Annotated in this window: 19 protein-coding genes, 1 tRNA gene and 1 pseudogene; 16 read left to right on the forward strand and 5 right to left on the reverse strand. The window is 58.2% G+C overall.

Features of this window, described 5'->3' with window-relative positions; all coding sequences use genetic code 11:
* Positions 1–274, reverse strand: a 274-nt coding sequence (locus tag EOM25_06115) for a hypothetical protein (GenBank protein NCC24762.1), incomplete at its 3' end; no start/stop codon positions are given.
* Positions 275–373: 99 nt separating this feature from the next.
* Here EOM25_06115 and EOM25_06120 point away from each other — a divergent pair.
* From EOM25_06120 to rpoD (EOM25_06195), 16 genes are all read left to right on the forward strand, one after another.
* Positions 374–457, forward strand: a tRNA-Leu gene (locus EOM25_06120).
* A 53-nt stretch (positions 458–510) separates the two neighbouring features.
* Positions 511–1,869, forward strand: coding sequence for a trigger factor (gene tig / locus EOM25_06125; protein NCC24763.1), 1,359 nt, complete (start codon positions 511–513; stop codon positions 1,867–1,869).
* A gap of 205 nt (positions 1,870–2,074) precedes the next feature.
* Complete coding sequence (clpP, locus tag EOM25_06130) at positions 2,075–2,680, forward strand: ATP-dependent Clp endopeptidase proteolytic subunit ClpP (GenBank protein ID NCC24764.1); 606 nt, start codon at positions 2,075–2,077, stop codon at positions 2,678–2,680.
* A gap of 48 nt (positions 2,681–2,728) precedes the next feature.
* Positions 2,729–3,982 (forward strand): ATP-dependent Clp protease ATP-binding subunit ClpX, encoded by a 1,254-nt coding sequence (clpX, locus tag EOM25_06135; protein ID NCC24765.1) that lies wholly within the window; start codon positions 2,729–2,731, stop codon positions 3,980–3,982.
* 41 nt (positions 3,983–4,023) lie between these two features.
* Entirely contained in the window at positions 4,024–6,471 is a 2,448-nt protein-coding gene (gene lon / locus EOM25_06140) for an endopeptidase La (GenBank protein ID NCC24766.1), read from the forward strand.
* A 56-nt stretch (positions 6,472–6,527) separates the two neighbouring features.
* A complete protein-coding gene (locus tag EOM25_06145) occupies positions 6,528–7,037 on the forward strand; it encodes a DUF2062 domain-containing protein (GenBank protein ID NCC24767.1) in 510 nt (169 codons plus the stop codon).
* Positions 7,034–7,801: a ribosomal RNA small subunit methyltransferase A gene (gene rsmA / locus EOM25_06150; GenBank protein ID NCC24768.1), complete on the forward strand. Its 768-nt coding sequence runs from the start codon at positions 7,034–7,036 to the stop codon at positions 7,799–7,801. Before EOM25_06145 ends, rsmA begins: the two co-directional genes overlap by 4 nt.
* 318 nt (positions 7,802–8,119) lie before the next feature.
* Positions 8,120–8,392, forward strand: coding sequence for an HU family DNA-binding protein (locus EOM25_06155; GenBank protein NCC24769.1), 273 nt, complete (start codon positions 8,120–8,122; stop codon positions 8,390–8,392).
* A 17-nt stretch (positions 8,393–8,409) separates the two neighbouring features.
* The gene (locus EOM25_06160; protein ID NCC24770.1) at positions 8,410–8,601 is read left to right on the forward strand and encodes a hypothetical protein; all 192 of its coding nucleotides are present in this window, start codon (positions 8,410–8,412) and stop codon (positions 8,599–8,601) included.
* Positions 8,602–8,727: 126 nt separating this feature from the next.
* A complete protein-coding gene (locus tag EOM25_06165; GenBank protein ID NCC24771.1) occupies positions 8,728–8,928 on the forward strand; it encodes a 30S ribosomal protein S21 in 201 nt (66 codons plus the stop codon).
* A gap of 2 nt (positions 8,929–8,930) precedes the next feature.
* Positions 8,931–9,389, forward strand: a complete 459-nt coding sequence (locus EOM25_06170; GenBank protein NCC24772.1) for a GatB/YqeY domain-containing protein — start codon at positions 8,931–8,933, stop codon at positions 9,387–9,389.
* Positions 9,390–9,576: 187 nt separating this feature from the next.
* Complete coding sequence (locus EOM25_06175) at positions 9,577–11,883, forward strand: endonuclease MutS2 (GenBank protein ID NCC24773.1); 2,307 nt, start codon at positions 9,577–9,579, stop codon at positions 11,881–11,883.
* 27 nt (positions 11,884–11,910) lie between these two features.
* Positions 11,911–13,650, forward strand: coding sequence for a DNA primase (gene dnaG / locus EOM25_06180; GenBank protein ID NCC24774.1), 1,740 nt, complete (start codon positions 11,911–11,913; stop codon positions 13,648–13,650).
* A gap of 68 nt (positions 13,651–13,718) precedes the next feature.
* Positions 13,719–15,497 carry an RNA polymerase sigma factor RpoD gene (rpoD, locus tag EOM25_06185; GenBank protein ID NCC24775.1) on the forward strand — a complete coding sequence of 593 codons (1,779 nt, stop codon included), beginning with the start codon at positions 13,719–13,721 and terminating at the stop codon, positions 15,495–15,497.
* Between the two features lie 34 nt (positions 15,498–15,531).
* A complete protein-coding gene (gene galE / locus EOM25_06190; GenBank protein ID NCC24776.1) occupies positions 15,532–16,545 on the forward strand; it encodes a UDP-glucose 4-epimerase GalE in 1,014 nt (337 codons plus the stop codon).
* 12 nt (positions 16,546–16,557) lie between these two features.
* Complete coding sequence (gene rpoD / locus EOM25_06195; GenBank protein NCC24777.1) at positions 16,558–18,390, forward strand: RNA polymerase sigma factor RpoD; 1,833 nt, start codon at positions 16,558–16,560, stop codon at positions 18,388–18,390.
* Positions 18,391–18,405: 15 nt separating this feature from the next.
* On the opposite strand, the gene EOM25_06200 is transcribed toward rpoD (EOM25_06195), so the two are convergent.
* From EOM25_06200 to EOM25_06215, 4 genes and pseudogenes are all read right to left on the reverse strand, one after another.
* Positions 18,406–19,779 (reverse strand): sigma-54-dependent Fis family transcriptional regulator, encoded by a 1,374-nt coding sequence (locus EOM25_06200; protein ID NCC24778.1) that lies wholly within the window; start codon positions 19,777–19,779, stop codon positions 18,406–18,408.
* A 37-nt stretch (positions 19,780–19,816) separates the two neighbouring features.
* On the reverse strand, positions 19,817–21,562 hold the full coding sequence (locus tag EOM25_06205; GenBank protein ID NCC24779.1) for a hypothetical protein: 1,746 nt from the start codon (positions 21,560–21,562) through the stop codon (positions 19,817–19,819).
* Positions 21,563–21,770: 208 nt separating this feature from the next.
* Positions 21,771–22,283, reverse strand: coding sequence for a periplasmic heavy metal sensor (locus tag EOM25_06210; protein NCC24780.1), 513 nt, complete (start codon positions 22,281–22,283; stop codon positions 21,771–21,773).
* Between the two features lie 419 nt (positions 22,284–22,702).
* A pseudogene (locus tag EOM25_06215) lies at positions 22,703–23,231 on the reverse strand (phenylacetate--CoA ligase family protein).

Genomic DNA, 23,231 nt, shown 5'->3' on the forward strand with positions numbered 1-23,231 from the left:
CTCCCCAAAACACCTTCTCGGGACCGACCATTGATGCGTTTTCAGCCCAAGGACCAAGAAATCTGTGGATGAAGTCCGAAGACAAGAAGCCTTGAACAGTCTCATCCACGATCCGTTCTCCGAGATCCTGCCCCTGGGCATAATACCCTGGATCCTGGGGCAAATTCAACACGTCCGGGATATCCGGCAGTGGACCTTTTGGGCAACAGGCTCCGAAGAGGACCATCAAGAAAACAACGTGAATCATTGATGGGAACCGGGCAAAAAAACGCATGATCTGCTCCTGACAAAGGTGGAACTTGCCCGAAAAAGGCCGCTCAGGCCAAGTTGACACCCACCGAGGGCTTGACCTAAAAAGATCGTTTCGCCTGCGGCGAGAGTGGCGGAATTGGTAGACGCACTGGCCTTAGGAGCCAGCGGCCTAGCCGTGAGAGTTCGAGTCTCTCCTCTCGCACCAGCCCGACACGACCTGGAAAACCATCCCCTCACGCAAGGAGGACAAGGACTGCCATGAACTATGCCAATGAAGAACTATCCCCTGTGAAGCGCAAGGTCAATGTGACCGTGCCAAAGGAAGAGGTCAACGCGGCCCTCGGAGCGACCATCGCCATGTATCGTCGGGATGCGGACATCAAGGGCTTCCGCAAGGGCAAGGTACCGAGCAAGCTCATTGAGTCTAGGTTCCAGGAACGTATCTACCATGAGGCGACAACCGACCTGATCAATGTTCATATCAACGATATCATGAACGAACTAAAGCTCCTCCCTCTCGGCGGTATTGAGATGGAAGACGGAGGAAAACTGGTTCGGGACGAGGAGTTCAGCTACTCGTTCACCTTCGAGGTCGCCCCGGAATTCAGCCTTCCGGAGTACCGAGGCCTGGCCGTTGAGGAGGAAGAGGTCGCCGTTTCCGAGGACGAAATCTCCGCGGTCATCGACCGTATCCGGGACAACGTGGCCGTACCCTCCATTGTCCGCGTGGATCGGCATCCCAAACCCGGAGACATCGTGTCCATCGATTTTCAGGGGCTTGAAAACGGCGAACCCATCGCCGGGGTTGGGGCCCAGAACTTTGATCTGCGCCTTGGCCAAGGCGGGGCACTGCCCGAATTCGAGTCCGTCGTCATGGAAATGCTTCCGGGCCAGACCAAGGAGTCCGACCTGACTTTTCCCAAGGACTTCGTTGGGGAATCCTTGGCCGGCAAGACCGTGACCATGCGAATCACCCTGAACGCCATCAAGGAAAAAAACCTGCCCGAACTCAGCGATGACTTGGCGCGCAAGGCCGGAGGATTCGAAAGCCTTGAGCAACTCCGCAAATCCATTTCCGAATCGTATACCAATGCCCGCAAGGATATGAGCAAGAGCGTGGCGCAGAAGACCCTTCTGGACGCCATCAAGGCCCAGGTCGACTTTGAATTGCCGCAATCCTTAGTGGAAGGCCATGTCAACGCCAAGCTCGACGAGACCCGGGACAAGCTCGAGCGTCAGGGCAAGAGCTTTGCCTCCCTCGGCAAATCCCCCGAGGAGATCCGGGCCGAACTGAAGCCCGAAGCCGAAGCTCTGGTCAAATCCCAGCTCGTTCTCCTGGCCATCGCCAAACAGGAAAACCTGACCGTTCAGCCGCAGGAAGTGGAAAGCCATCTCCGACGTCAGGCCATGTCCATGGGGCAGGACTACAACGCGCTGCGCGACTACCTCGAGGCCAACAACATGATCGTCCCGCTCAAGGACAAACTCCTGGCGGACAAGGCCATGGACCTTGTCTACGCCAATGCCCAGGTAACCAGAGTTCCCCCGGCTTCGAGGGCAAAGGATAACGAAAAGGCTGGCCAGGAAGAGACCGCCGCCTCGACCGAAAACGCCTGATTCCGGCCCGGATCCGGCCTGGTTCCGTGTCCCGCACGGTCCGGATCCGGTTTGCCTCCCGGCTTGCGCGGTATTAGGTTACAAACATGGAGTTCGGGATCGACATCCTCCAGCCAGCCTCCACGTCCGTCATGGGTCATTTCCGCCAGCCAACAAGACACTGCACATTCAACCGGCATCTTTCGCCGATCCACCGGAGACTTCCATGTCCTACATCACCATCCCCACGGTCATCGAAACCACCGGCCGCGGCGAACGGGTCTACGACATCTATTCGAGACTCCTCAAGGACCGCATCGTTCTTCTGGGCACGGCCGTTGACGACCACGTGGCCAACCTCATCTGCGCCCAGCTCCTCTTTCTGGAGTCCGAAAATCCTGAAAAACAGATCAACCTGTATATCAACTCACCTGGTGGCTCGGTTACTGCAGGTATGGCCATCTACGACACCATGCAGTACATTTCTTCCCCGGTGGCCACCCTCTGCCTTGGGCAGGCGGCCAGCATGGCCGCTCTGCTCCTGGCGGCCGGGGAAAACGGATCCCGGTTCGCCCTGCCCAACAGCAGAATTCTCATCCACCAACCCATGGGCGGATTTCAGGGACAGGCAACAGACATCGACATCCACGCCAGGGAGATCATTCGACTGAAATCACGTCTGAACGAGATTCTGGCCCATCACACAGGCATGGAACTGGCCAAGGTCGAACAGGACACGGACCGCGACTACTACATGGGAGCGGACAAGGCCAAGGAGTACGGTATCATCGACAGAGTCCTGACCTCCCGCAAGGAAATCTCAGGGGACTAACACCACATTTCCAAAAGATATCAACACCAGTCCGGAGACGACGACACCATGGCAACCAAAAAAGGCAAGTACACCCGCGACCTGGCCTGTTCTTTCTGCGGCAAGATACAAGATGAGGTCCAGCGACTCGTGGCCGGCCCCAACGTCTACATATGCAACGAGTGCATCCGCCTCTGCGAGGAAATCATTCGCCAAGATAACGAAAAAGAGGCCGTCGATCCCGAGGCCATGCCCACGCCCCAGGAGATCAAGACTGCCTTGGATGAATACGTTATCGGCCAGGAAGAAGCCAAGAAGGTTTTGTCCGTCGCCGTCTACAACCACTACAAGCGCATCCGCTACAGCGGCAGCGGTGGTCAGGACGATGTCGAACTGGACAAGAGCAACATCCTTCTCGTTGGCCCCACCGGAAGTGGCAAGACTCTTCTGGCCAGGACTCTGGCCAGGGTTCTCAAGGTGCCCTTCGCCATCGCCGATGCCACGACCCTGACCGAGGCCGGCTACGTCGGCGAGGACGTTGAGAATATCCTCGTCCAGCTCGTTCAGAACGCAGACTACGACTTGAACGCAGCGTCCAAAGGCATCGTCTACGTGGACGAAATCGACAAGATCGCCCGGAAGGCCGACGGGCCGTCCATCACCAGGGACGTTTCCGGCGAAGGAGTCCAGCAGGCCCTTCTGAAGATCATCGAGGGCACCGAGGCCAACATTCCGCCCAAGGGTGGGCGAAAGCACCCCCAGCAAGAATTCATCCGTCTGGACACCACCAATATCCTCTTCATCGTCGGAGGGGCATTCATCGGTCTGGAAAACATCATCAAATCCAGGATGCAGGGTAGCACCATGGGCTTCGACTCCAAGGTCGGGACGAGTTCCGAAATGCGGACCGACGAGATTCTCGCCCAGGTCCATCCCAACGACCTCATCCGCTTCGGACTCATCCCCGAGTTCATCGGCCGCATTTCGGTGGTTTCGGCCCTGAACGAACTGGACGAGAACGATCTGATCCGTATCCTCCTGGAACCCAAGAACGCCCTGATCAAGCAGTATCAAAAGATGTTCGAGCTGGACAACGTCCGCCTCAAGTTTACCCAGAACGCCCTCAAGGCCGTTGCCGAACAGGCCATCCAGCGCAAGACCGGAGCCCGTGGTCTGCGCAATGTCTTGGAAAGCGTCATGCTTTCGATCATGTACAAACTGCCGTCCATGACAGGTGTCAAGGAATGCGTCGTCAACCGGGCCGTGGTCGAAAAGAAACTGGAGCCCATCCTGTTCTTCCACCAGCAAGCCCGATCGGCCTGAGGCCGGACGGCCGACGGAACCATATTCGAGGAGGCCCGTACATGTCTGCAGAATCAAGGCCCTCGACCCGCAAGGGTTTTCAAGGCCGAATCGTTCCGGCAATGTTTCTGAGGGAAGTGGTTATGTTCCCTGGGGCCATTGTCCCTCTCTTTGTCGGACGCAAGGCCTCCATCCAAGCCATCGAAGCCTCCCTGGCCGGCTACGACAAGACCATCTTTCTGGTAACCCAACAGAACCCAAACGCTGAGTCGCCGGCACCGGAAGAGCTCTTCGAGGTCGGCGTCCTCAGCAAGATCCTCCAGATGCTCCGCCTTCCGGACGGAACCATCAAGGTCCTCTTCGAGGGCCTCGGCAGGGCCACTGTTTCCTGGCTCCCTTCGTCCCAGGCCGACGTGATCCTGGCTCGGGCAAAGCTCATCGATGAGCACGAGCCGCCATCATCCTCCGAGGCCGAGGCATTGATCAGAGGAGTTCACGAAACCCTCGGCCGATACACCAAGATAAACCCCAAGCTCTCCCAGGAGAGCTCCCTGGCCATGTCCTCTATTGGAGCCCCAGGGCGTTTGGCCGACGCTGTGGCTCCCCATCTCAAAATCGGATTCGACAAAAAACAGGAGATCCTCGAGGTCATCTCCCCTTTGAAACGCCTGGAACTCGTCTATGGCTTTCTCCAGCAGGAAATCGACATCTTCAATCTGGAGAAGAAGATCAAGGCCAGGGTCAAGAAGCAGATGGAGCGAAACCACAAAGAGTATTTCCTCGGCGAACAGATCAAGGCCATTCAGAAGGAAATGGGCCGGGAAACCGATCCCAAGGCCGAACTGGACGCACTGGAAGCCCGCATGAAGGAGAAAAATCTTCCCGACCAGGCCCGGGAAAAAGGTCTCCAGGAAATCCGGAAACTCCGCCAGATTTCTCCCCAGGCTGGTGACTACTCCGTTTTGCTGACCTACGTCGAATGGATTCTGGCTCTACCATGGAACGAGGTCGACGAAACGGCCATCGACATCGCCGAGGCCGCCAAAAGACTCGACGAGGACCACTATGGCCTGGAAAAACCAAAGGAGCGTATTCTCGAGTACCTGGCCGTTCAGAATCTGGTCACCAAGATGCGCGGCCCAATCCTCTGCTTTGTCGGCCCCCCTGGAGTCGGCAAAACATCCCTCGCCAAATCCATTGCCCGAGGTGCAGGCCGCGAATTCGTCCGCCTTTCCCTGGGAGGGGTCCGGGACGAGGCCGAAATCCGGGGCCACAGAAGGACCTACGTCGGAGCCCTGCCCGGCAAGATTATCCAGTCCCTCAAGAGAGTTCATTTCAACAATCCCGTCTTCTGCCTGGACGAAGTGGACAAAATGAGCACGGACTTCCGGGGCGACCCCTCCTCGGCGCTATTGGAAGTCTTGGATCCAGAGCAGAACAAGGCTTTCGGCGATCACTACCTGGACCTGGACTACGATTTGTCCCGGGTCTTCTTCATCACCACGGCCAACAGCCTCCACGGGATCCCCCTGCCGTTGCAGGACCGCATGGAAATCATCACTCTTCCCGGCTACCTTGAAACCGAAAAAATGAAGATCGCCCAGAACTTTCTGATCCCGAAACAAATCCGGGAACACGGACTCAAACCCGAAAACATCTCCCTATCGCCGAAAGCGGTTCAGGAGATCATCCGCTGCTACACCCGGGAATCCGGGGTCAGAAACCTCGAACGGGAACTGGCCTCCATTTGCCGCAAGGTGGCCCGCAAATTGGTCGAATCCAATGATTTTGAACGTACGGTTCACATTCCCAAAAGCGGGTTGACCGGCTTTCTGGGCGTACCCAAATTCCGATACGGCGAGAGGGAAGCCGCCCCTCAGATCGGGGTTGCCACAGGCCTGGCCTACACGCAAACGGGAGGCGAACTTCTTCTCGTCGAGGTGGCCCTGATGCCCGGATCGGGAAAGATCGAGATCACCGGCAAACTCGGCGAAGTCATGCAGGAGAGCGCCAAGGCGGCCCTGAGCTATGTCCGCTCAAGAGCCGAAATTCTGGGGCTCAAACTCGAATTCTACAAAGAGATCGACGTCCACATCCACGTGCCCGAGGGTGCCACCCCCAAGGACGGACCTTCGGCCGGCATCACCCTCTGTACCTCCTTGGTGTCGGCCCTGCTGGCCCGACCGGTCCGCAACGATCTGGCCATGACCGGCGAAATCACCCTTAGGGGACGGGTCCTGCCTATTGGAGGCCTGCGGGAAAAACTTCTGGCCGCCAGACGGGGGCTCGTCTCAAAGGTTCTCATCCCGGCCGAGAACGAGCGAGACCTCAAGGAGGTCCCTGAAAGCGTCAAGAAGGGTCTGACCATAGTCCCGGTCAAAAACATGGATCAAGTTTTGTGCGAGGCGTTGGTCGACACCACCCCTGAAACCCTGTTCTGTACCCGGGAGGCTCCGCCTCTCTTTTCGCTTCGTCTGCTCAGAGAAGACGGCAGGCCAACGGCTCAGTGACCCGTCGACGCCATCGCCCTACGTCACATTGATCACCAACTGAAGCGAACAGACGCATGCCCTCCCCGGGTTTTTCATTCTGGGATCGGATTCGGCGCTGGGTACGATACGGGTATCTGCGGATCATCCGTATCAAGGCCCCGCCCGAGTCCATCGCCCTGGGCCTTGCCGTCGGGGTCTTTGTCGGATGTCTCCCCGTCGTGCCCTTTCAGACCGTCCTCGCCCTGGCCTTGGCTTTTTTTTGTCGATGTAGCAAAATCGCGGCCGCCTTGGGGACCTGGGTCTCAAATCCGGCCAACATGGTCTTTCTCTACTACCTATTCTTCAAGGTCGGGTCGTTGATCGTTCCCAGCCCAGGCGGAAGGCTCGATCCCACGGCAGTGTCCATGACCGACATGCTCCGCCATGGCTGGAGTCTTTTTTTGACCATGTTCGTCGGCGGCTTTCTGGTCGGCATTCCCAGTGCGGTGATCACCTACTTCCTGGCCTTCAAGGCCATTCGGAGCTTTCTCATCCGAAAGGCCAAAAGGCGCATGGAACGACTTCGACAAAGGCCCCGGCCATGATCCAGGCCAAAAAATGCCTCGGGCAACATTTCCTTCAAGACCAGACCATCGCCCGAAGAATCGTCCAGGCCCTTGACGCTCGTCCGGAAGACCCGGTTCTGGAGATAGGTCCCGGCACGGGGGCCCTGACTCGTCACCTTCTCCCTCGGCCGGGCTTCTATCTCGGGCTTGAAAAAGATGGCCATCTGGCCCGTAGCATGGCTGAAAATCATCCGGACGCTGCGTTCGCCAACATTGATGCCCTAGATTTCTGCTGGGAGAAAACCTCGGCAATTCCTGGAATCAAAATTATCGGCAATCTCCCCTACAATGTTGCATCTCCCCTTATCTGGGAAATGGTCAGCAGGGTTCCAGACATGTCCAAAGGAATTTTCATGGTCCAGAAGGAGGTTGCTGAACGGATCTGCTCCAATCCAGGGCCCAAAACCTTCGGAGCCCTCTCGGCCTGGGTCCAGAGCTTCACCATCCCGGCCCTCCTGTTCTCGGTTCGGCCAGGTTCCTTTTTGCCCAGACCCAAGGTCGATTCAGCGGTCATCGCCTTGACTCCGAAACCCGACCGGTTCCAAGGAGATACCAAAGCGCTTGGCCAACTGCTCCGAAGGATCTTCAGCCTCAGACGCAAGCAAATGGGAACCATTTTAAAATCCGAGCCGCGTGAACACGTGGCCGCTTGGTTCGAGGCCCAGGGCATTAGCCCCTCAATCCGTCCGGAATGCCTCTCCAGCGGACAGTTTCAGTCCCTGCTGGAGGCCCTGAGGTTCTAGGACAAAATTCAGGAAATTTTCGAACAGATGACTGAATTTCGATACAAGGTCGACATCGGGTGCGAATTGCCCTTGACTTGTCCTCTGAAATTTAGTTCTTCATCAGACCTGTAAGCTGACACCGTCCGTTTCCGAAAAGACGTTCACTCCCGGCGGACAAATTCCCCGGCGGTGCACTGGACAGATTCGGAGGATTCGCCTAAGACACCATGAGGTGAGCCCATGGAATGGCGCTGGGTAGCAGCCTTCCTCATGATGTGTGGGTAGTGGCTGGTTCTGGTTTTCCAGGGATATTCAAGCAGAAGGAGGACATGACCGATGACAAAAGCAGACTTGGTTGCCAAAATTGCGGAAAAGGCCAATGTTACCAAGGCCGAGGCCGAAAGATGCCTGAACGCTTTTCTTGAATCTGTTCAGGGCGTCTTGTCGAGCGAAGGAAAATTGACCTTAACCGGGTTCGGCACCTTTGCCGTCGATGAGCGTAAAGCCCGCACCGGCCGCAATCCCAGGACCGGAGAGGAACTCAACATCCCGGCCTGCAAGGTTGTCAAATTCCGACCTGGTAAAGTTCTGAAAGACGCTGTCAAATAATTGCCCCGGAGGTCCTCATGATTCACGGCGAAACCGTGCAAAGCATGTTGCCGCAGGATATTCCCTGGTGGGCACCAGATCACGCCATTTTTTTCGGGGTTTTGTATCTCGTGATTCTCATCATCGGCTCTGGTATGGGAGTGGTCGTTTTCCAGACCCTCATGGACACGGCCGCTGACGCTCGCAAGGATCAAACATCCCACCATTGAGCATTCGACTCGAAAAGAGGCCTGTTATTCAAAAATCAGGCCTCTTTTTTTCTTGACAATTTCCTTTGGTCAGCCTATTAAATTCGATTCTTTTTTGCGAAGTTCCTATTTGAGGAGGTGATGGTATTGCCTGGAGTGATTTTGGGAGACAATGACACCTTCGACTACTCTCTCCGAAAATTCAAGAAGCAGGTCGAAAAGGCCGGAATTCTGTCCGAACTCAAGAAACGTCAGCACTACGAAAAGCCCAGTATTCAGAAAAAAAAGAAAGAAGCGGCTGCTCGTAAACGATTGATCAAAAAAATGCGCAAATTGCAGATGTCATAGCTATGGGCGTTGCCGAAAGGATTGAATCTGACTATGTGCAGGCCTATAAGGCCAAAGAAACCGACAAGATAGCTGCCTTGCGCATGCTCAAGGCAGCTATAAAGAATCTTCAGGTCGAACTGAGACGAACGCCCCACGAGGCGGAGGTTCTCACCGTTGTCCGCAAACAGTGCAAACAACGATTAGAATCCGCTGAACACTTCGACAACGCTGGACGAACGGAAATGGCTGACCAGGAGCGGAGAGAACTCGCCGTACTCGAAGCCTACCTGCCTCCGACCCTCTCGTCTTCGGAACTCAAAACACTGGTCCAGGCCTGCGTGGCCGAACTTGGCGCCTGCTCCATGGCGGACATGGGCAAGGTCATGCGAGCCGTTCTTGACCGATGCGGCGACCGTGTCGGCGGCCAAGAAGCCAGCGACATGGTCAAGGCCTGCCTCCAGGCCCAAGCCGGCCGTTAACACCAGACCGGCCCGACTTTTCTTTGCTTTTCGGCCCGACTCCGTTTGGATCAAGGCCGCATCACCGAAAAGCATCCGACGCCTGAAGGAGCCTCTCGTCACCATGTCCGGCATCTTCCAGTCCAGCCCCCACCTATCGGATACCCTCCCCGCCAACCCGCCACTCGCTGACGCAGGCGGCTCCGCCATGGACGCAAGGACCAAAAAACTTCTTGAATTCCCAAAGATCCTTGAGCGTCTTGGCGCACATACCGTTTCCGAGGCCGGACGAGAGCGATGCCTTACCATCAGCCCCCTGACCACTCCTGGAGCCCTTGCCAGAGAAACCAAAAGGCTTCGGCAGGCCATGGACTGGAAACGAGAGTCCTTGTTTTCTCTTTCCTCGTTCCCGGACCTCCAAGGCTTGATCTTTTCCCTGGGCAGACCCGGCCTCGAGTTCCTTGACCTGGACGATCTTTGGGGAGTCAGGGTGTTTATCAAGAATGTCCGTCCGGCCCTGACGGCTATGGCCGAATTGCCTTCCAATCGATTTCCCGATCTTCATGTCAGCGACCAGGACGAACTCTGGCCCGCCAAACTGGCTTCGGCCCTCGGCCGCTGCCTGAGCGACGACGGCCTGGTCAGGGACGAGGCGTCTCCCGGTCTGCAGTCCGTCCGTCAGGCCATGGCCCGAATCCACCGTCAATGCACCAAAAAAGTGCAGGATTTCTTCGACCACCAAGACGTATCCGCTCTTCTCCAGGACGAATTCCTGACCATTTCTGACGATCGCTACGTTTTGGCGCTCAAGGCCAATTTCAAGGGACGGATCAAAGGCATCATTCACGACTACTCCCAGACCGGCGAAACCTGCTACCTGGAGCCCATGTTCCTGGTTGAACTGAACAACACCATGCAGGGACACAAAAGGGAAGAGAAGGAGGAAATCCAGAAGGTTCTTCTGTACCTGACTTCTCTGGCTCGCCAGGATGCCGAAAGGCTGGAGAGACTTTTCCAATTCATGGTCGAACTGGACGTCCTGCTAGCCAAGACCCGTTTCGGCGGGTCTCTGAACGGGACGGTCCTGCTCCCGGACCAGGACGCCCCCCTCCTCCTAGCCGAGGCCAGACACCCGTTGTTGGCCCTGGGGGACAAGCCTCCTATTCCGGTCGATATTCACCTCGAACCCGGGCAGAGGGCTCTTATCGTCAGCGGAGGAAATGCCGGAGGCAAGACCGTCACCCTAAAATGCCTCGGGCTGGTGGCCCTCATGTCCCATTCGGCCCTGCCCGTACCGGTCAGAGAGGGCAGCACCCTGCCCCTGCTTTCGGACATCTTCATCTCCATGGGCGACGAACAGAGCATCGAAGACAATCTGAGCACCTTTACCGCTCAGATCCGACAGCTGACTTCGCGCTGGCCATCCATCGACCAGGGGACCCTGGTCATCATGGACGAATTCGGTGTCGGCACGGACCCCAGCCAGGGAGCCGCCCTGGCCCAGGCCGTCGTGGACGAACTTCTGGGAAAAAACGCCTGGATCGCCGTGGCCACCCATTTTCCGGCCCTCAAGGCCTACGGTTTGACCCGAGACCGGGTCAGGGCCGCCTCGGTCCTGTTCGACCCCAAGACAAAGCATCCGCTCTTCCGCCTGGCCTACGACCAGATCGGATCCAGCCAGGCTCTTGATGTCGCCCATGAGCAGGGCCTCCCTGAGGCCATCCTGGCCCGGGCCAGGGAGTATCTCTATCTGGACGGCTCCGACACCGGTGCCATCACCGACCGTCTTAACCGACTCGCTCTGGAGCGGGAACGGGAACTCGAATCCCTGGCCAGCCGCCGACAGGCCTTGGAAGACAAGTACGCCAAGCGGCTCCAAACCCTGGAACTGGAACGCGTGGAAACGCTTACGGCCATCCGCGAACAGGCCAGGGAAATCGTCCGTCAATGGAGACAGGACCGCATCGGACGGCGGCAGGCCATGTCCGAGCTGGGTCGACTTCGAAACGAGACCGAGGCGAAACTTCGAGATCGGCTTCCGGACGGGCCTCAGAAGGTCGACCTATCAAAACTGCGGGCCGATGAAGCCGTCTTCTACCGTCCCTGGGCCAAAGAGGCCCTGGTCCGAGAGATTGACCCCAAGAAGGCCCAGGTTCGCATTGATCTCGGGGGTATTTCCCTGTGGGCCGGCCTGGCCGAGATCGGACCCGGCCCGGAATCGCGGACCACGATCGATTCGAAACCTTTCATCGCCCGAAACAGGGATGAACCCGCATCCATGCGTCTCGACCTCAGGGGCCTGCGGATCGAGGAAGGGGTGGATTTGCTGGCCAGATATCTCGATCGGGCCATTCTCGATGGTCGCCACTCGGTAGAAATCATCCATGGCAAGGGTACCGGTGTCCTCCGACAGGCAGTTCACGACTTTCTTCGCCGGCAGGCCTCGGTTCTGGATTTCACCCTGGCCCAGCCCGAACACGGCGGGGACGGGGTGACCCTGGTCGCTCTGAAATAATGTCCCCGGCTGGAGGGCAACACAGGCATGTCAGCTTTTGACGCCCAGGACATCGAAACCATCAAGTCGCGACTCAACATCGTCGACGTCGTCGGCCGGTACGTGAACCTCAGACGCGCGGGATCCCGCTGGACAGGGCCCTGCCCGTTTCACGCCGAGACCAAGCCGTCGTTCTCCGTGTCCAACGATCCCGATCTCTACTATTGTTTCGGTTGCCAAGCCTCGGGGGATGTCATCCGTTTCTTCCAGGAAATCAACGGTCTCGATTTCCTGGAGGCCGTGGAGCAATTGGCCCGGGAGGCCGGTGTCGTCCTGAAGGAGACCGGACCAAAGGAACGCCGGAAGATCGGAGAAAAACAGGCTTTTCTTGACATGCACTCCGAGGCCCAGAAGCATTTTCGATCGTGCCTGGCCTCCAGGGCCGGGGACAGGGCCAGGAAATACCTGGACTCGAGAGGGGTCTCCCAGGACAGCCGAGACCGATTCGGCATCGGCTACGCCCTTGACGAGTGGCAGTCCTTGCTTACCTGTCTTAAGGGCAAGGGATTCGCCGAGCAGGCCTGCCACAAGGCCGGGCTCATGGCTGCCAGCGAGCGGGGGAGGGTCTACGACCGGTTCAGAAACAGGATCATGTTTCCCATTCACGATCTGTCGGGAAGAATTTTGGCCTTCGGTGGACGAACCATGGCCGAGGACGGGCCCAAATACATCAACAGCAGCGATTCGGCCATCTATACCAAGGGCGATCACCTCTACGGCCTCTATCAGGCCCGGCCGGAAATTGTTCGGTCCCGTACGGCCCTGATCACCGAAGGCTATCTGGACGTCATCTCCTTGCATCAACATGGATTCACCAATTCCTGCGGTGTTCTCGGAACGGCCCTGACCGAATTGCAGGTCCGCCGCCTAACGGGATTGGCCAAACGGATCGAACTGGTCTTCGACGCCGACCGGGCCGGACAGCAGGCCGCTCTTCGCGGAGCGCAGATAATCCTTGCCCATGGCCTCGACTGCATGATCCTTTGCCTGCCGAACGGCGAAGACGCCGACAGTCTTCTTGGCAAGCGTGGCCCAAGTGGCTTCGAGGCTCTCAGGAAGGAAATGAAGGATGGCTTCAAGTTCTGCCTGGACTCGGTCCGGGGAACCGTCAATCCCGGGGAACTGATGAACTGGGCCGTATCCTTCGTCCGTGGACTGTCCAGGGTTGAGCTCAAGGCCTTTTATCTGCCTCGACTGGCATCAGGCCTTGGCCTGTCCGAGCAGGAACTCCGACAGGCTCTGGGCGAACGAGTCGACACCCGTCTAAATGCCCCGGCGGTCAAGGCCTCTTTCCTGGCTTCCCAGACTCCGGCCCAGCGGGACCGCCATCTGCTCAGCTTTTGCCTTCGGCATGGAAACTTCTTGGAGGAACTGGCTGCCGAAGGCATGGATGCCGGTCTGGTCACCGACCGAGGACGGATCTTCTGGGACAAGCTTGTCGTTCACGGTCCAACGGAGGTGGTTCCCCATCTCGACGAGGGTGAACGGGAATTCTTCTACGCCTGCACGACGGCCCCCGGTCCAGATGACCAGGACACCGAGTCATCGGCTCGTGAAATGGAGGCTATCCGAGCATTTTTACGCTGCATGTTCTGGCGGCGCAAGCTGGAAATGCTCAAGCTGGCCCTGTCGAGCGCCGAGCGATCCGGGAATGTCTCCGAGATCAACCGGCTCCTGGCCCAAATCCAGGAAGCCAAGGAAAAATCAACTCCGGATCAGGTCGGATAGCCGACGATCCGGACAGTATTCATTTACGGATTCGTTCCGGGGAATCCGTCAGGCCACAGGGAGAAAGGATGAGCGCTATCAAGGATGTTCAAATCATCAAGGCCCTGATCACCGAGGGTCAGAAAAAGGGGTTTCTGACCTTCGAGGAGTTAAACAAGGGCCTTCCTTCCGAGGTGAACAATCCTGAGCAGATCGAAGACATCATCTCCATGCTCGACCAGCTCAATATCACCATCATCGACGAGAAGCCCGCCAAGCCCCTCCTTGGCGAGGAGGACGACGAGGACTGCGAGGTCGAGAGCGAAGTCGAGGACGCCGCGCTGGAGCTTGCCGAAAGTGTCGACTCCCCGGACTATCCGGCCCGGAGCGCCGATCCAGTCCGTATGTACCTTCGAGAAATGGGCGCTGTCGGACTTCTGGATCGTGAGGGAGAGGTCTTCATCGCCAAAAAGATCGAGGCCGGAGAGCTCGAAGTCCTCTACGCACTGGTCGAGGTGCCGGTGGCCGTGGAGGAGCTTATCGACGTCGGCGAGGATCTCAAGAACAGCCGCATCAAACTAAAAGACGTGGTCAAGACCATTGAAGAGGACGACCCGACCGAAGAGGAGATGAACCAGAGGGAACGGGTCATCAAGTTCCTGGAGGAGATTCGCCACATCTACAAGAAGCGCAAGGCTGTCTACGCCAAGTTCGACGAATGCGCCAGGACCGACCGGCGGGTCTTTGGGCTTCAGATGAAGATCATCGAATTCAAGGAGGATGTGGTCCGCTGTCTGAGGGATATCAAGCTAGAAAAAACCCTCATCGACCGAATCATCGATACCGTGGCCGACTACGTCCGCCAGATGCACAACTGCCGGAGGGACCTTTCTGCCTATCTCATGACCTTTGGACGGGCCAAGGAGGAAATATTCGACCTGTTCGAACGACTGGATCGGAGGGAGGTCAATCCCGTAGTCGCCGCCGACGTTCTGAAGATGACTGTCGAGGAACTCTTCTCCTTCAAGGAGATGGTCTACGGCAAGAAGGAGATCCTCCAACGTCTAGAAGATAGATGCATGCATCGGGTCGAGGACCTGGAAGAAATCCTGTGGAGAATCAAGAAAGGCAATCACGACGCCCTGAACGCCAAGCAGGAACTCATCCGGGCCAACCTACGCCTGGTGGTCTCCATCGCCAAGAAGTATACCAACCGCGGGCTCCAGTTTCTGGACCTCATCCAGGAGGGAAACATCGGGCTCATGAAAGCCGTGGACAAATTCGAATACCAGCGCGGCTACAAGTTCTCGACCTACGCCACGTGGTGGATCCGGCAGGCCATCACCCGGGCCATCGCCGACCAGGCCCGGACCATACGCATCCCGGTCCACATGATCGAGACCATCAACAAGCTCATCCGCACCTCCCGGTATCTGGTCCAGGAACTTGGCCGCGATCCCTCTCCGGAGGAAATTGCCGAGCGCATGGACTATCCTGTGGACAAGGTCAAGCGGGTCATGAAGATCGCCAAGGAGCCCATCTCCCTGGAAACCCCCATCGGCGACGAGGAGGACTCCAGCCTGGGCGACTTCATCGAGGACAAAAAGGCCGTGGCCCCGGCCGAGGAAGTCGTTAACACCAAGCTTTCCGAGCACATCGCCCAGGTTCTGTCTGAACTGACCCCCCGCGAGGAGCAGGTCCTGCGCAAACGCTTCGGCATCGGTGAAAAGTCCGATCACACTCTGGAGGAGGTCGGCAAGCTCTTCAACGTCACCAGGGAAAGGATCCGGCAAATCGAGGCCAAGGCCCTGCGCAAGCTTCGCCACCCGAACCGGTCTTCGTCGCTGCGCCAATACTATGAAATCTAAAGATAAAGGATCGACCATGGCCCAAAATGAGTCGATGAAAGTCCTGGTCACTGGCGGAGCGGGATACATTGGAAGCCATACCTGCGTCGAACTCGTCCAGGCCGGGCACAGGGTGGTGGTCCTCGACAACCTAGTCAATGCCAAGGCCGAGGCTGTGGTCCGGGTTGAGCGCATTGTTCAGCGGGACATACCCCTTCACAGGGTGGACATGACCAACGCCCCGGCCCTGGACGAGATCATGGCCCGGGAAGCTCCGGATGCAGTCATCCATTTCGCCGGACTGAAGGCCGTGGGCGAATCGGTAAGCGAACCTCTTCGCTACTATGAAAACAACGTCGGTGGGACCTTCAACCTCTGTCGGTCCATGATAGCACACGGGGTCAAGACCGTGATCTTCAGCTCTTCGGCCACAGTCTACGGGGATCCGAACCGGGTGCCCATTCCAGAAGAGGCCCCGGTGGACCCGACCAACCCCTACGGTCGTACCAAATTGGCCATCGAACACGTCCTGGCCGACATCCAGCCCGTCCAGGGCTGGCGCGTTGTCATCCTCCGCTACTTCAACCCCATCGGAGCTCATGAAAGCGGCCAGATCGGCGAGGATCCCCAGGGGATTCCCAACAACCTCTGCCCCTATGTGGCCCAGGTCGCCACCGGACGCCTGGACCGACTCTCGATCTTTGGAGACGACTGGCCGACCCCCGACGGCACCGGGATCCGTGACTACATCCACGTCATGGACCTGGCGGCCGGCCATGTCCGGGCCCTGACTCGGGCCGGATTCGGTCCAGGGCTGGACGTCTACAACCTCGGCACCGGCCGGGGAACGAGCGTTTTGGAACTTGTCCGGGCCTTCGAGCGGGCCTCGGGGCGAACCATTCCCTACCGGATGTCCCCGAGACGCCCCGGTGACGTGGCCCAATGCTTTGCCGATCCCTCCCGGGCCAAGCGCGAACTGGGCTGGAAGGCCCACCGAAATATCGACGAGATGTGCCGAGATGTCTGGCGCTGGCAGTCCGGAAATCCCGAAGGCTACCCACAACCCTGAACCCCGAGCCATATGCACAGAGAACACCGTTTCGAAAATTCGTTCACCTGGCCACCCGAACAAAACGGCCATCACACTACCCCAGGAGCCAAAATGAACACCATCAAGGAGATGCAGGCTTTCCAGTCCCTCATTTCCCTCGGCCAGCAAAAGGGGTTCCTCTCCCTGGACGATCTCCGTAAATTTCTTCCACCCGAGGCTCTCTCGCCCGAGTGGATGCGCGAGATCCACGTCGCCCTCGACCAAATGAACATTGAGCTGTTGGACGACAGTCTGGACAAGGACATCCTGGTGGACGTCGAGGACGAGGCCGAAGAGCCGGAACTCGAACTGACCGAGGATGACAGCCCTCGGGAATATCGTTCTCCCAACGTCGATCCGGTCCGCATGTATCTTCGAGAAATGGGCGCCGTGGGGCTGCTGGACCGTGACGGCGAGGTCTACATCGCCAAGAAGATCGAGGCCGGGGAACTGGAGGTTCTCTACTCCCTGGTGGAAATTCCGGTAGCCGTCGAAGAGATTATCGCCGTGGGCGAGGATCTGAAAGAAAACCGCATCCGCCTCAAGGAGGTGGTCAAGACCATCGAAGAGGACGACCCTGCCGACGAACTCAACCAGCGGGAGCGGGTCATCAAGCTTCTGGACGACATCCGCCACATCTTTAGGAAACGGGCGGCCGTCTACTCCCTCCTGGACGAATGCGCCCGTTTGGATCGCCGTGTATATGGCATCCAGAAACGGATTCTTGAATACAAGGACGAGATCGTTCAATGTCTGAGGGACATCAAACTCGAAAAGACCCTCATCGACCGGGTCATCGAGACCGTGGCCGACTACGTCCGCCAGATGCACAACAACCGCCGGGACCTCCATGCCCATCTTTTAAGCTTCGGCAAGCCGGCCGAGGAGATCTTCGACCTCTTCGAGCAGGTGGACCGCCGGGAAATCGGACCCGTGGCCGCCGCCGACAGCCTGAAGGTGACCATGGAGGAGCTCTTCTCCTTCAAGGAAATGATCTACGGCAAACGGGACAGCCTGAGATGCCTTGAGGAAAGATGCAAGCACAACGTGGACGACCTGGAGGAGATTCTCTGGCGCATCCGCAAGGGCAACCGGGACACTCTGAACGCCAAGCAGGAACTCATCCGGGCCAACCTCCGCTTGGTGGTCTCCATCGCCAAGAAGTACACCAACCGCGGCCTCCAATTCCTGGATCTGGTCCAGGAGGGAAACATCGGGCTCATGAAGGCCGTGGACAAGTTCGAGTACCAGCGGGGCTACAAGTTCTCGACCTACGCCACGTGGTGGATCCGGCAGGCCATCACCCGGGCCGTGGCCGACCAGGCCAGGACCATCCGGGTTCCGGTCCACATGATCGAGACCATCAACAAACTGATCCGCACCTCCCGCTACCTAGTCCAGGAGTTGGGCCGGGACCCCACCCCCGAGGAAATCGCCGAGCGCATGGACTACCCCCTGGACAAGGTGCGCAAGGTCATGAAGATCGCCAAGGAGCCCATCTCCCTGGAGACCCCTATCGGCGACGAGGAGGATTCGACTCTGGGCGACTTCATCGAGGACAAGAAGGCTCCGGCTCCGGCCGAAGAGGCCATCAACTCCAAGCTCTCGGAACAGATTGCCCTGGTTCTGTCCGAACTGACCCCCCGAGAGGAACAGGTTCTGCGCAAGCGTTTCGGCATCGGTGAGAAGTCCGATCACACTCTGGAGGAGGTCGGCAAGCTCTTCAACGTCACCAGGGAACGGATCCGGCAGATCGAGGCTAAGGCCCTGCGCCGGATCAGGGGACATGTGCGCAGGCGCAAGGCCCTGGAGGACTTCATCTGAGTTCGTCCCGATCCTCTATCCCCTCCGGGTCTTCAGTCCAAACTTGCGAATCTTGTACTGGAGGGTACGGCGACTGATGCCCAAGGCCCGGGCGGTCTGTTCCCTGTGTCCCCCGTGTTTGGCCAGGGTTCTGACCAGGGCTTCGCGTTCGGCCCTGTCCAACGGGGTCTCGCTTTGGACCGTTGACCCAGGGGACAAGTCCGGATCGGCCGAAGACTCCGAGGTCCGGGGCTCGAAAACATGGGCGGGAAGGTCCCTGGGCTCCAGAACGTCGGCCCGGGAGAGGATGATGGCCCGCTCCAGGGTGTTCTCCAGTTCCCGGACATTGCCCGGCCAGCTATACCGCTCCAAGGCCTCCAAAAAGGCCGGGCTGGCCGATCGGATGCTTTTGCGGTTCTTCTCCCCGAGTTTGCGGATCAAGAATTCCACCAGGAGGGGAATGTCTCCTTGGCGATCCTTCAGCGGAGGCATGTGAATCTCCAGGACGTTCAGCCGGTAGTAGAGATCCTCCCGAAACCTTCCGGCCGCCACTTCGGTCTGGAGATCCCGGTTGGTGGCCGCGACCAGCCTGACGTCAACCTCCTCGGCCCGGACCGAACCTAAAGGCTCCACCACCCGTTCCTGCAGGGCACGAAGGATCTTGGCCTGCAGGGCCACGGGCATTTCCCCGATCTCGTCCAGAAAAAGCGTTCCCCCCGAGGCCAACTGGAACCGTCCCGGCTTGTCCTGCACGGCTCCGGTGAAGGCCCCCTTCCGATACCCGAACAATTCGCTTTCCAGGAGATCAGACGGCAGGGCCGCGCAATTGACCTTGATCAGGGGCATGTTCTTCCGGGCACTTCTGGAATGCAGTGCCTCGGCCACCAATTCCTTGCCCGTTCCCGACTCCCCGGTCACCAAGACCGTGACCTCCGTCGGTCCGGCCTGATCCAACAGATCGAGAACCCTGGCCATGGTCCTGCTCTGGCCGATGATGGCCCGGCCTCCGCCCAGGCGTTTGCGGAGGTCCGCGTTCTCTCTCCGAAGCCGTCCGTGTTCACAGGCTTTGGCCACCACGGCCTTCAGTTCCTCGTTGTCCGCCGGCTTGGTCAGATAGTCGAAGGCTCCGGACTTCATGGCCTCCACAGCCGAGCCAACGGTCCCAAAAGCCGTCAGCATGACCACTGGCTGGTTCGGAGCCGAGTGCAGTATCCGACGCAGAACCTCCATCCCGTCCATGCCCGGCATGCGCATGTCCAGGAGCACGACCCCGTATTCCCCGGCCTCGAAGCTGGCCAGGCCTTTCTCTCCGTCAGAGGCGTCGTCCACCCGGTAGCCGACGTCTTCCAGCACGGCCCGGAGCATGAGGCGCAGGCCTGCCTCGTCGTCAATGATCAACACCTTGTCCATTTCGTCTCCCTTTTTTGCTGAACATAGCCACCCGATTTCATCGATCCGTCGGATCCGGGAACCACAACTTGACGGTGCAGCCCTGCCCAGAGGCCGAGCAAATATCGATTCGTCCCCCATGCTCAGCCATGATCTGTTGGACAATGGCCAGCCCCAGCCCCGTCCCCTTGGAACGGGTGGTGTAGAACGGCTCCAAGGCCCTCTGCCGCTCCTCCTCGTTCATGCCGCTGCCGTTGTCATGAACCTCCACGAAAACCCCTTCATCCCCCCTGCGGGTCGTGACCTCGACCACTCCAGCATCCGGTTCCACCGCGGACAAGGCGTTCATCAGCACGTTGAGCAAAGCCTGTTTGACCAGATCCCGGTCGGCCACCAGGACCTCGTCCCCGGTCCGGTCATCCAATCGGACTCCGGAATTCTGAAGATCGATGGCCAGAAGGGCATGCAATTCCGACATCACGTCCCCAAGCCGAAACGAATTCCTAGCCGGCTTTCTCGGGTTGGCCAAATAGAGGAGGTCCGTGACCACCCGATTCAGGCGATCGGCCTCCTGGACCATGGTCCTGGCGTAGGTCGCCTCGGGCTCGCGTCCGTCGAGTCTTCCGCCCAGAAACTGGGCAAAGCCTCGCAGAGAAGACAGGGGGTTGCGAATCTCGTGGGCCATGCTGGCGGCCATGCGACCGATGGCCGCAAGTCGCTCGGCCCGGTGAAGATCTGTCTCCAGGCGTTTCTGGGCCGTCCGGTCCCGAATGACCACTAGGAACTGATTCGAACCGCCGGCAAGAGACAAGCTGAGGACCTCCAAAATCCTATCCCGGGCCTGGATTTCAACCCACTCCGGTCGGCCGTCCTTTGGCCTCGGAATTTCAGAAAAATTATCCAGGCTGAGTCCAAGAATCCCGTCCGGACAGTCAAGCAGTTCATTACAGGCCCTGTTGGCTCCGGAAATGGTCCCGTCGCCGTCCACGGTACAGACACCAAGGGGAAGATTGTCTAGGAGACGGGACTGGAAGTGTTCCAGGATCCGTAACCGCTCGCTTTGATTCCGGCGACGGATCAGGGCCGCTCCCAGGATCCAGATGAAGGCGAAAAGAAGAAGGATGTAGGCCGTCTGGGCGATCAGGGTCTGTCGATGTTGGGCGAGCAGTTCAAAATGCCGTTCCAGGTCGAAGCCCACGGCCAGAATGGTCGGTTCAAAACTGAACAGGGACTCGATCCGCCCCCTGTCGACCCTCCCCCGACCGCCCTGTTCGGGAGCCGACCCTTCACCAAAATGACGCCTCGGGGCCGAGAAGAATCGTGGCAAGGGCCGCAGCACCGACTTGGTCAGGACGAAAACCGTCCGTCCGTCCACCGACAGCTCTCCGTACCACTCCCCTTCCTCGATCACCTTGGGCCAGGCCGCCGAGGAAATCGCGGAAAGAATGCCCTCGGTGTTCTCAAGAGACGAAACCAGGACGTTGCCCTTGGGATTAAATACGGCCACGAACCGGACATCATTCTCCGCTACGATCTCCTGGAGAAGAACCCGGAGAGTCGGCCCGTATGACCTGGTGGAAAACTGCTGAAGGCAACTCTCTTGACCGCCCATGGCCCTGACCAGATTGCCCTCAATCCCCCGCATCACCGCCCTGGAGGCCACCAGTAGATTTTCTCGAAGGACCTCGGACTGATGCCGAAGATGATTCCAGGTCAACAGGGATAGGCCAAGGCCCAGACAGACCAGGACCAGACTGACCAATCGAATGGTCTGCGCCCCTCGTTGCGGCAGTCGAACTTCCATAGTCACCTCCGAAAGAATCTCGAACGTCCTGGCCGGAAAACCATCCTACCCGAAACCCGCTCAAATGCGAACGGGCACGGAAGCCCAATGCTTCCGTGCCCGTTCATCGCTGTGAGTAGCTTTCCAAAGGAGGTACTGATGAAGGTTAAAGGTTTATGTGGGTGTGGTTCCATCTATCGAGACGGCCTTTGGTATAGGCCGATTGCCCCTATCGTTCGAACTGAGGGGAACCCCCTCGTTCGGCCTTGGCCATCTTGCGGCCCTGCCCCTTATCTCGGAAATCCCCTCGTCCATACCGGGGACCCTGACCGCATCCGCACCCGTCCATGACGCAGCTCTTGCCGGTCATCTTGAAGACCTCGGTCTGGAATGCGACCCGGTTTTGATCCAACTGGGACCTGATCTCAGCGGTCTTTTTGAGATTGTCCTGAATGGTCTCCTGATTGGCCACCGGATCAACCATCAAACCGGCCAGTTCGGCCCGCCTCGCCTCAAGATCCTGGCGTAGCACGAATCGCTCTTTCATATGCTCGTTCATGAGCGTTTCGGCTTCGATCTTCATGTCTTCGGACAAAGTGTTCAGGATACAATTCTCACGAACGCCCTTTCCCAGGCAGTCACCCCGACCCTCGAACTTGGGCCCCCATGCCATTGCCGTTCCGGCCATGAGCAGGACCAGAAACATTGTCAGACCGTGTACCCTGTGATTGCATATTTTCATTGCGATTCATCCTCCGTGTTGAATGTTGTGGCGTCAAACGTGTCTGACTTATAGCATTTGGTATGCCAAAATTTTATACCAAATAAAAACAGTATGTTCTGATTTTTTAGAGAAAATCATGTGCATATAATTGTGCTTAAAAATGCACAAAAAAGAAAAATATGTGCAAGTTACGAAAAATATCTGCACAAAAGAATTGGAGGGGCTCAGACCCGAAGGAGAAGGGATCGAACTCAGGAAAAACTGCGGCGGTCAACGATCCGGCCTTGGCCCGGAAAGGGCAAGGCCTTCGGGCTAGGGCCCTCCACGGAAACCGCGGGACGGATCTTCAATGTGCTCTGGAACTCGGAAACAAACCTGCCGACATCGAGATCGCCTGTAACGGCCAGATGCACGGCCAAAACCTCTCGACCATTCTCGTTGCCAACCACGATCTGCCAATCTTGGATAATGGGAAACATGGCCATGACCCGAGCCGCCTGGACCTCGTAGATGAACTGGCCCTTGACTTTGACGGTGTTGTCAACCCGCCCCAGGATGCCAGCCAGGCGAGAAGAGGTCCGTCCGCAGGGGCAGGAGGCGCGGTCGATGTAGGACAGGTCGCCCGTGGCCAGGCGAATGAGCGGATAGGTCTTGTTGAAGGCCGTGACCACGATTTCGCCCACCTCGCCGTCTTTCAAGGGAATGCCCGTGTCCGGATGGCAGATTTCGACATAGGCGCGGTTGGCGATGTGCAGGCCGTTCTTGTGGAAGCATTCGTAGCCGATGCAGCCCACGTCGGCGGTGCCGTAGCCCTGGCGCATGATCAGGTCGAACTTCTTTTCAAGGGTGGAGCGCAGCTTCTCGGAGAATTTTTCGCCGGTGACGAAGGCCACTTCCAGGTACAGGTCCTTACGCAGATTGAGGCCCTTCTCCTCGCCCTTCTGGGCCAGATGCATGAGGTAGCTC

The sequence above is a fragment of the Deltaproteobacteria bacterium genome, from assembly GCA_009929795.1.
GTDB lineage: Bacteria > Desulfobacterota > Desulfovibrionia > Desulfovibrionales > Desulfomicrobiaceae > RZZR01.

Excerpts from the sequence above, each read along its gene's own strand:
- tig (NCC24763.1), top strand. The coding sequence starts at position 511 with ATGAACTATGCCAATGAAGAACTATCCCCTGTGAAGCGCAAGGTCAAT.
- clpP (NCC24764.1), top strand. The coding sequence starts at position 2,075 with ATGTCCTACATCACCATCCCCACGGTCATCGAAACCACCGGCCGCGGC.
- clpX (NCC24765.1), top strand. The coding sequence starts at position 2,729 with ATGGCAACCAAAAAAGGCAAGTACACCCGCGACCTGGCCTGTTCTTTC.
- lon (NCC24766.1), top strand. The coding sequence starts at position 4,024 with ATGTCTGCAGAATCAAGGCCCTCGACCCGCAAGGGTTTTCAAGGCCGA.
- EOM25_06145 (NCC24767.1), top strand. The coding sequence starts at position 6,528 with ATGCCCTCCCCGGGTTTTTCATTCTGGGATCGGATTCGGCGCTGGGTA.
- rsmA (NCC24768.1), top strand. The coding sequence starts at position 7,034 with ATGATCCAGGCCAAAAAATGCCTCGGGCAACATTTCCTTCAAGACCAG.
- EOM25_06155 (NCC24769.1), top strand. The coding sequence starts at position 8,120 with ATGACAAAAGCAGACTTGGTTGCCAAAATTGCGGAAAAGGCCAATGTT.
- EOM25_06160 (NCC24770.1), top strand. The coding sequence starts at position 8,410 with ATGATTCACGGCGAAACCGTGCAAAGCATGTTGCCGCAGGATATTCCC.
- EOM25_06170 (NCC24772.1), top strand. The coding sequence starts at position 8,931 with ATGGGCGTTGCCGAAAGGATTGAATCTGACTATGTGCAGGCCTATAAG.
- EOM25_06175 (NCC24773.1), top strand. The coding sequence starts at position 9,577 with ATGGACGCAAGGACCAAAAAACTTCTTGAATTCCCAAAGATCCTTGAG.
- dnaG (NCC24774.1), top strand. The coding sequence starts at position 11,911 with ATGTCAGCTTTTGACGCCCAGGACATCGAAACCATCAAGTCGCGACTC.
- rpoD (NCC24775.1), top strand. The coding sequence starts at position 13,719 with ATGAGCGCTATCAAGGATGTTCAAATCATCAAGGCCCTGATCACCGAG.
- galE (NCC24776.1), top strand. The coding sequence starts at position 15,532 with ATGAAAGTCCTGGTCACTGGCGGAGCGGGATACATTGGAAGCCATACC.
- rpoD (NCC24777.1), top strand. The coding sequence starts at position 16,558 with ATGCACAGAGAACACCGTTTCGAAAATTCGTTCACCTGGCCACCCGAA.
- EOM25_06200 (NCC24778.1), bottom strand. The coding sequence starts at position 19,779 with ATGGACAAGGTGTTGATCATTGACGACGAGGCAGGCCTGCGCCTCATG.
- EOM25_06205 (NCC24779.1), bottom strand. The coding sequence starts at position 21,562 with ATGGAAGTTCGACTGCCGCAACGAGGGGCGCAGACCATTCGATTGGTC.
- EOM25_06210 (NCC24780.1), bottom strand. The coding sequence starts at position 22,283 with ATGAAAATATGCAATCACAGGGTACACGGTCTGACAATGTTTCTGGTC.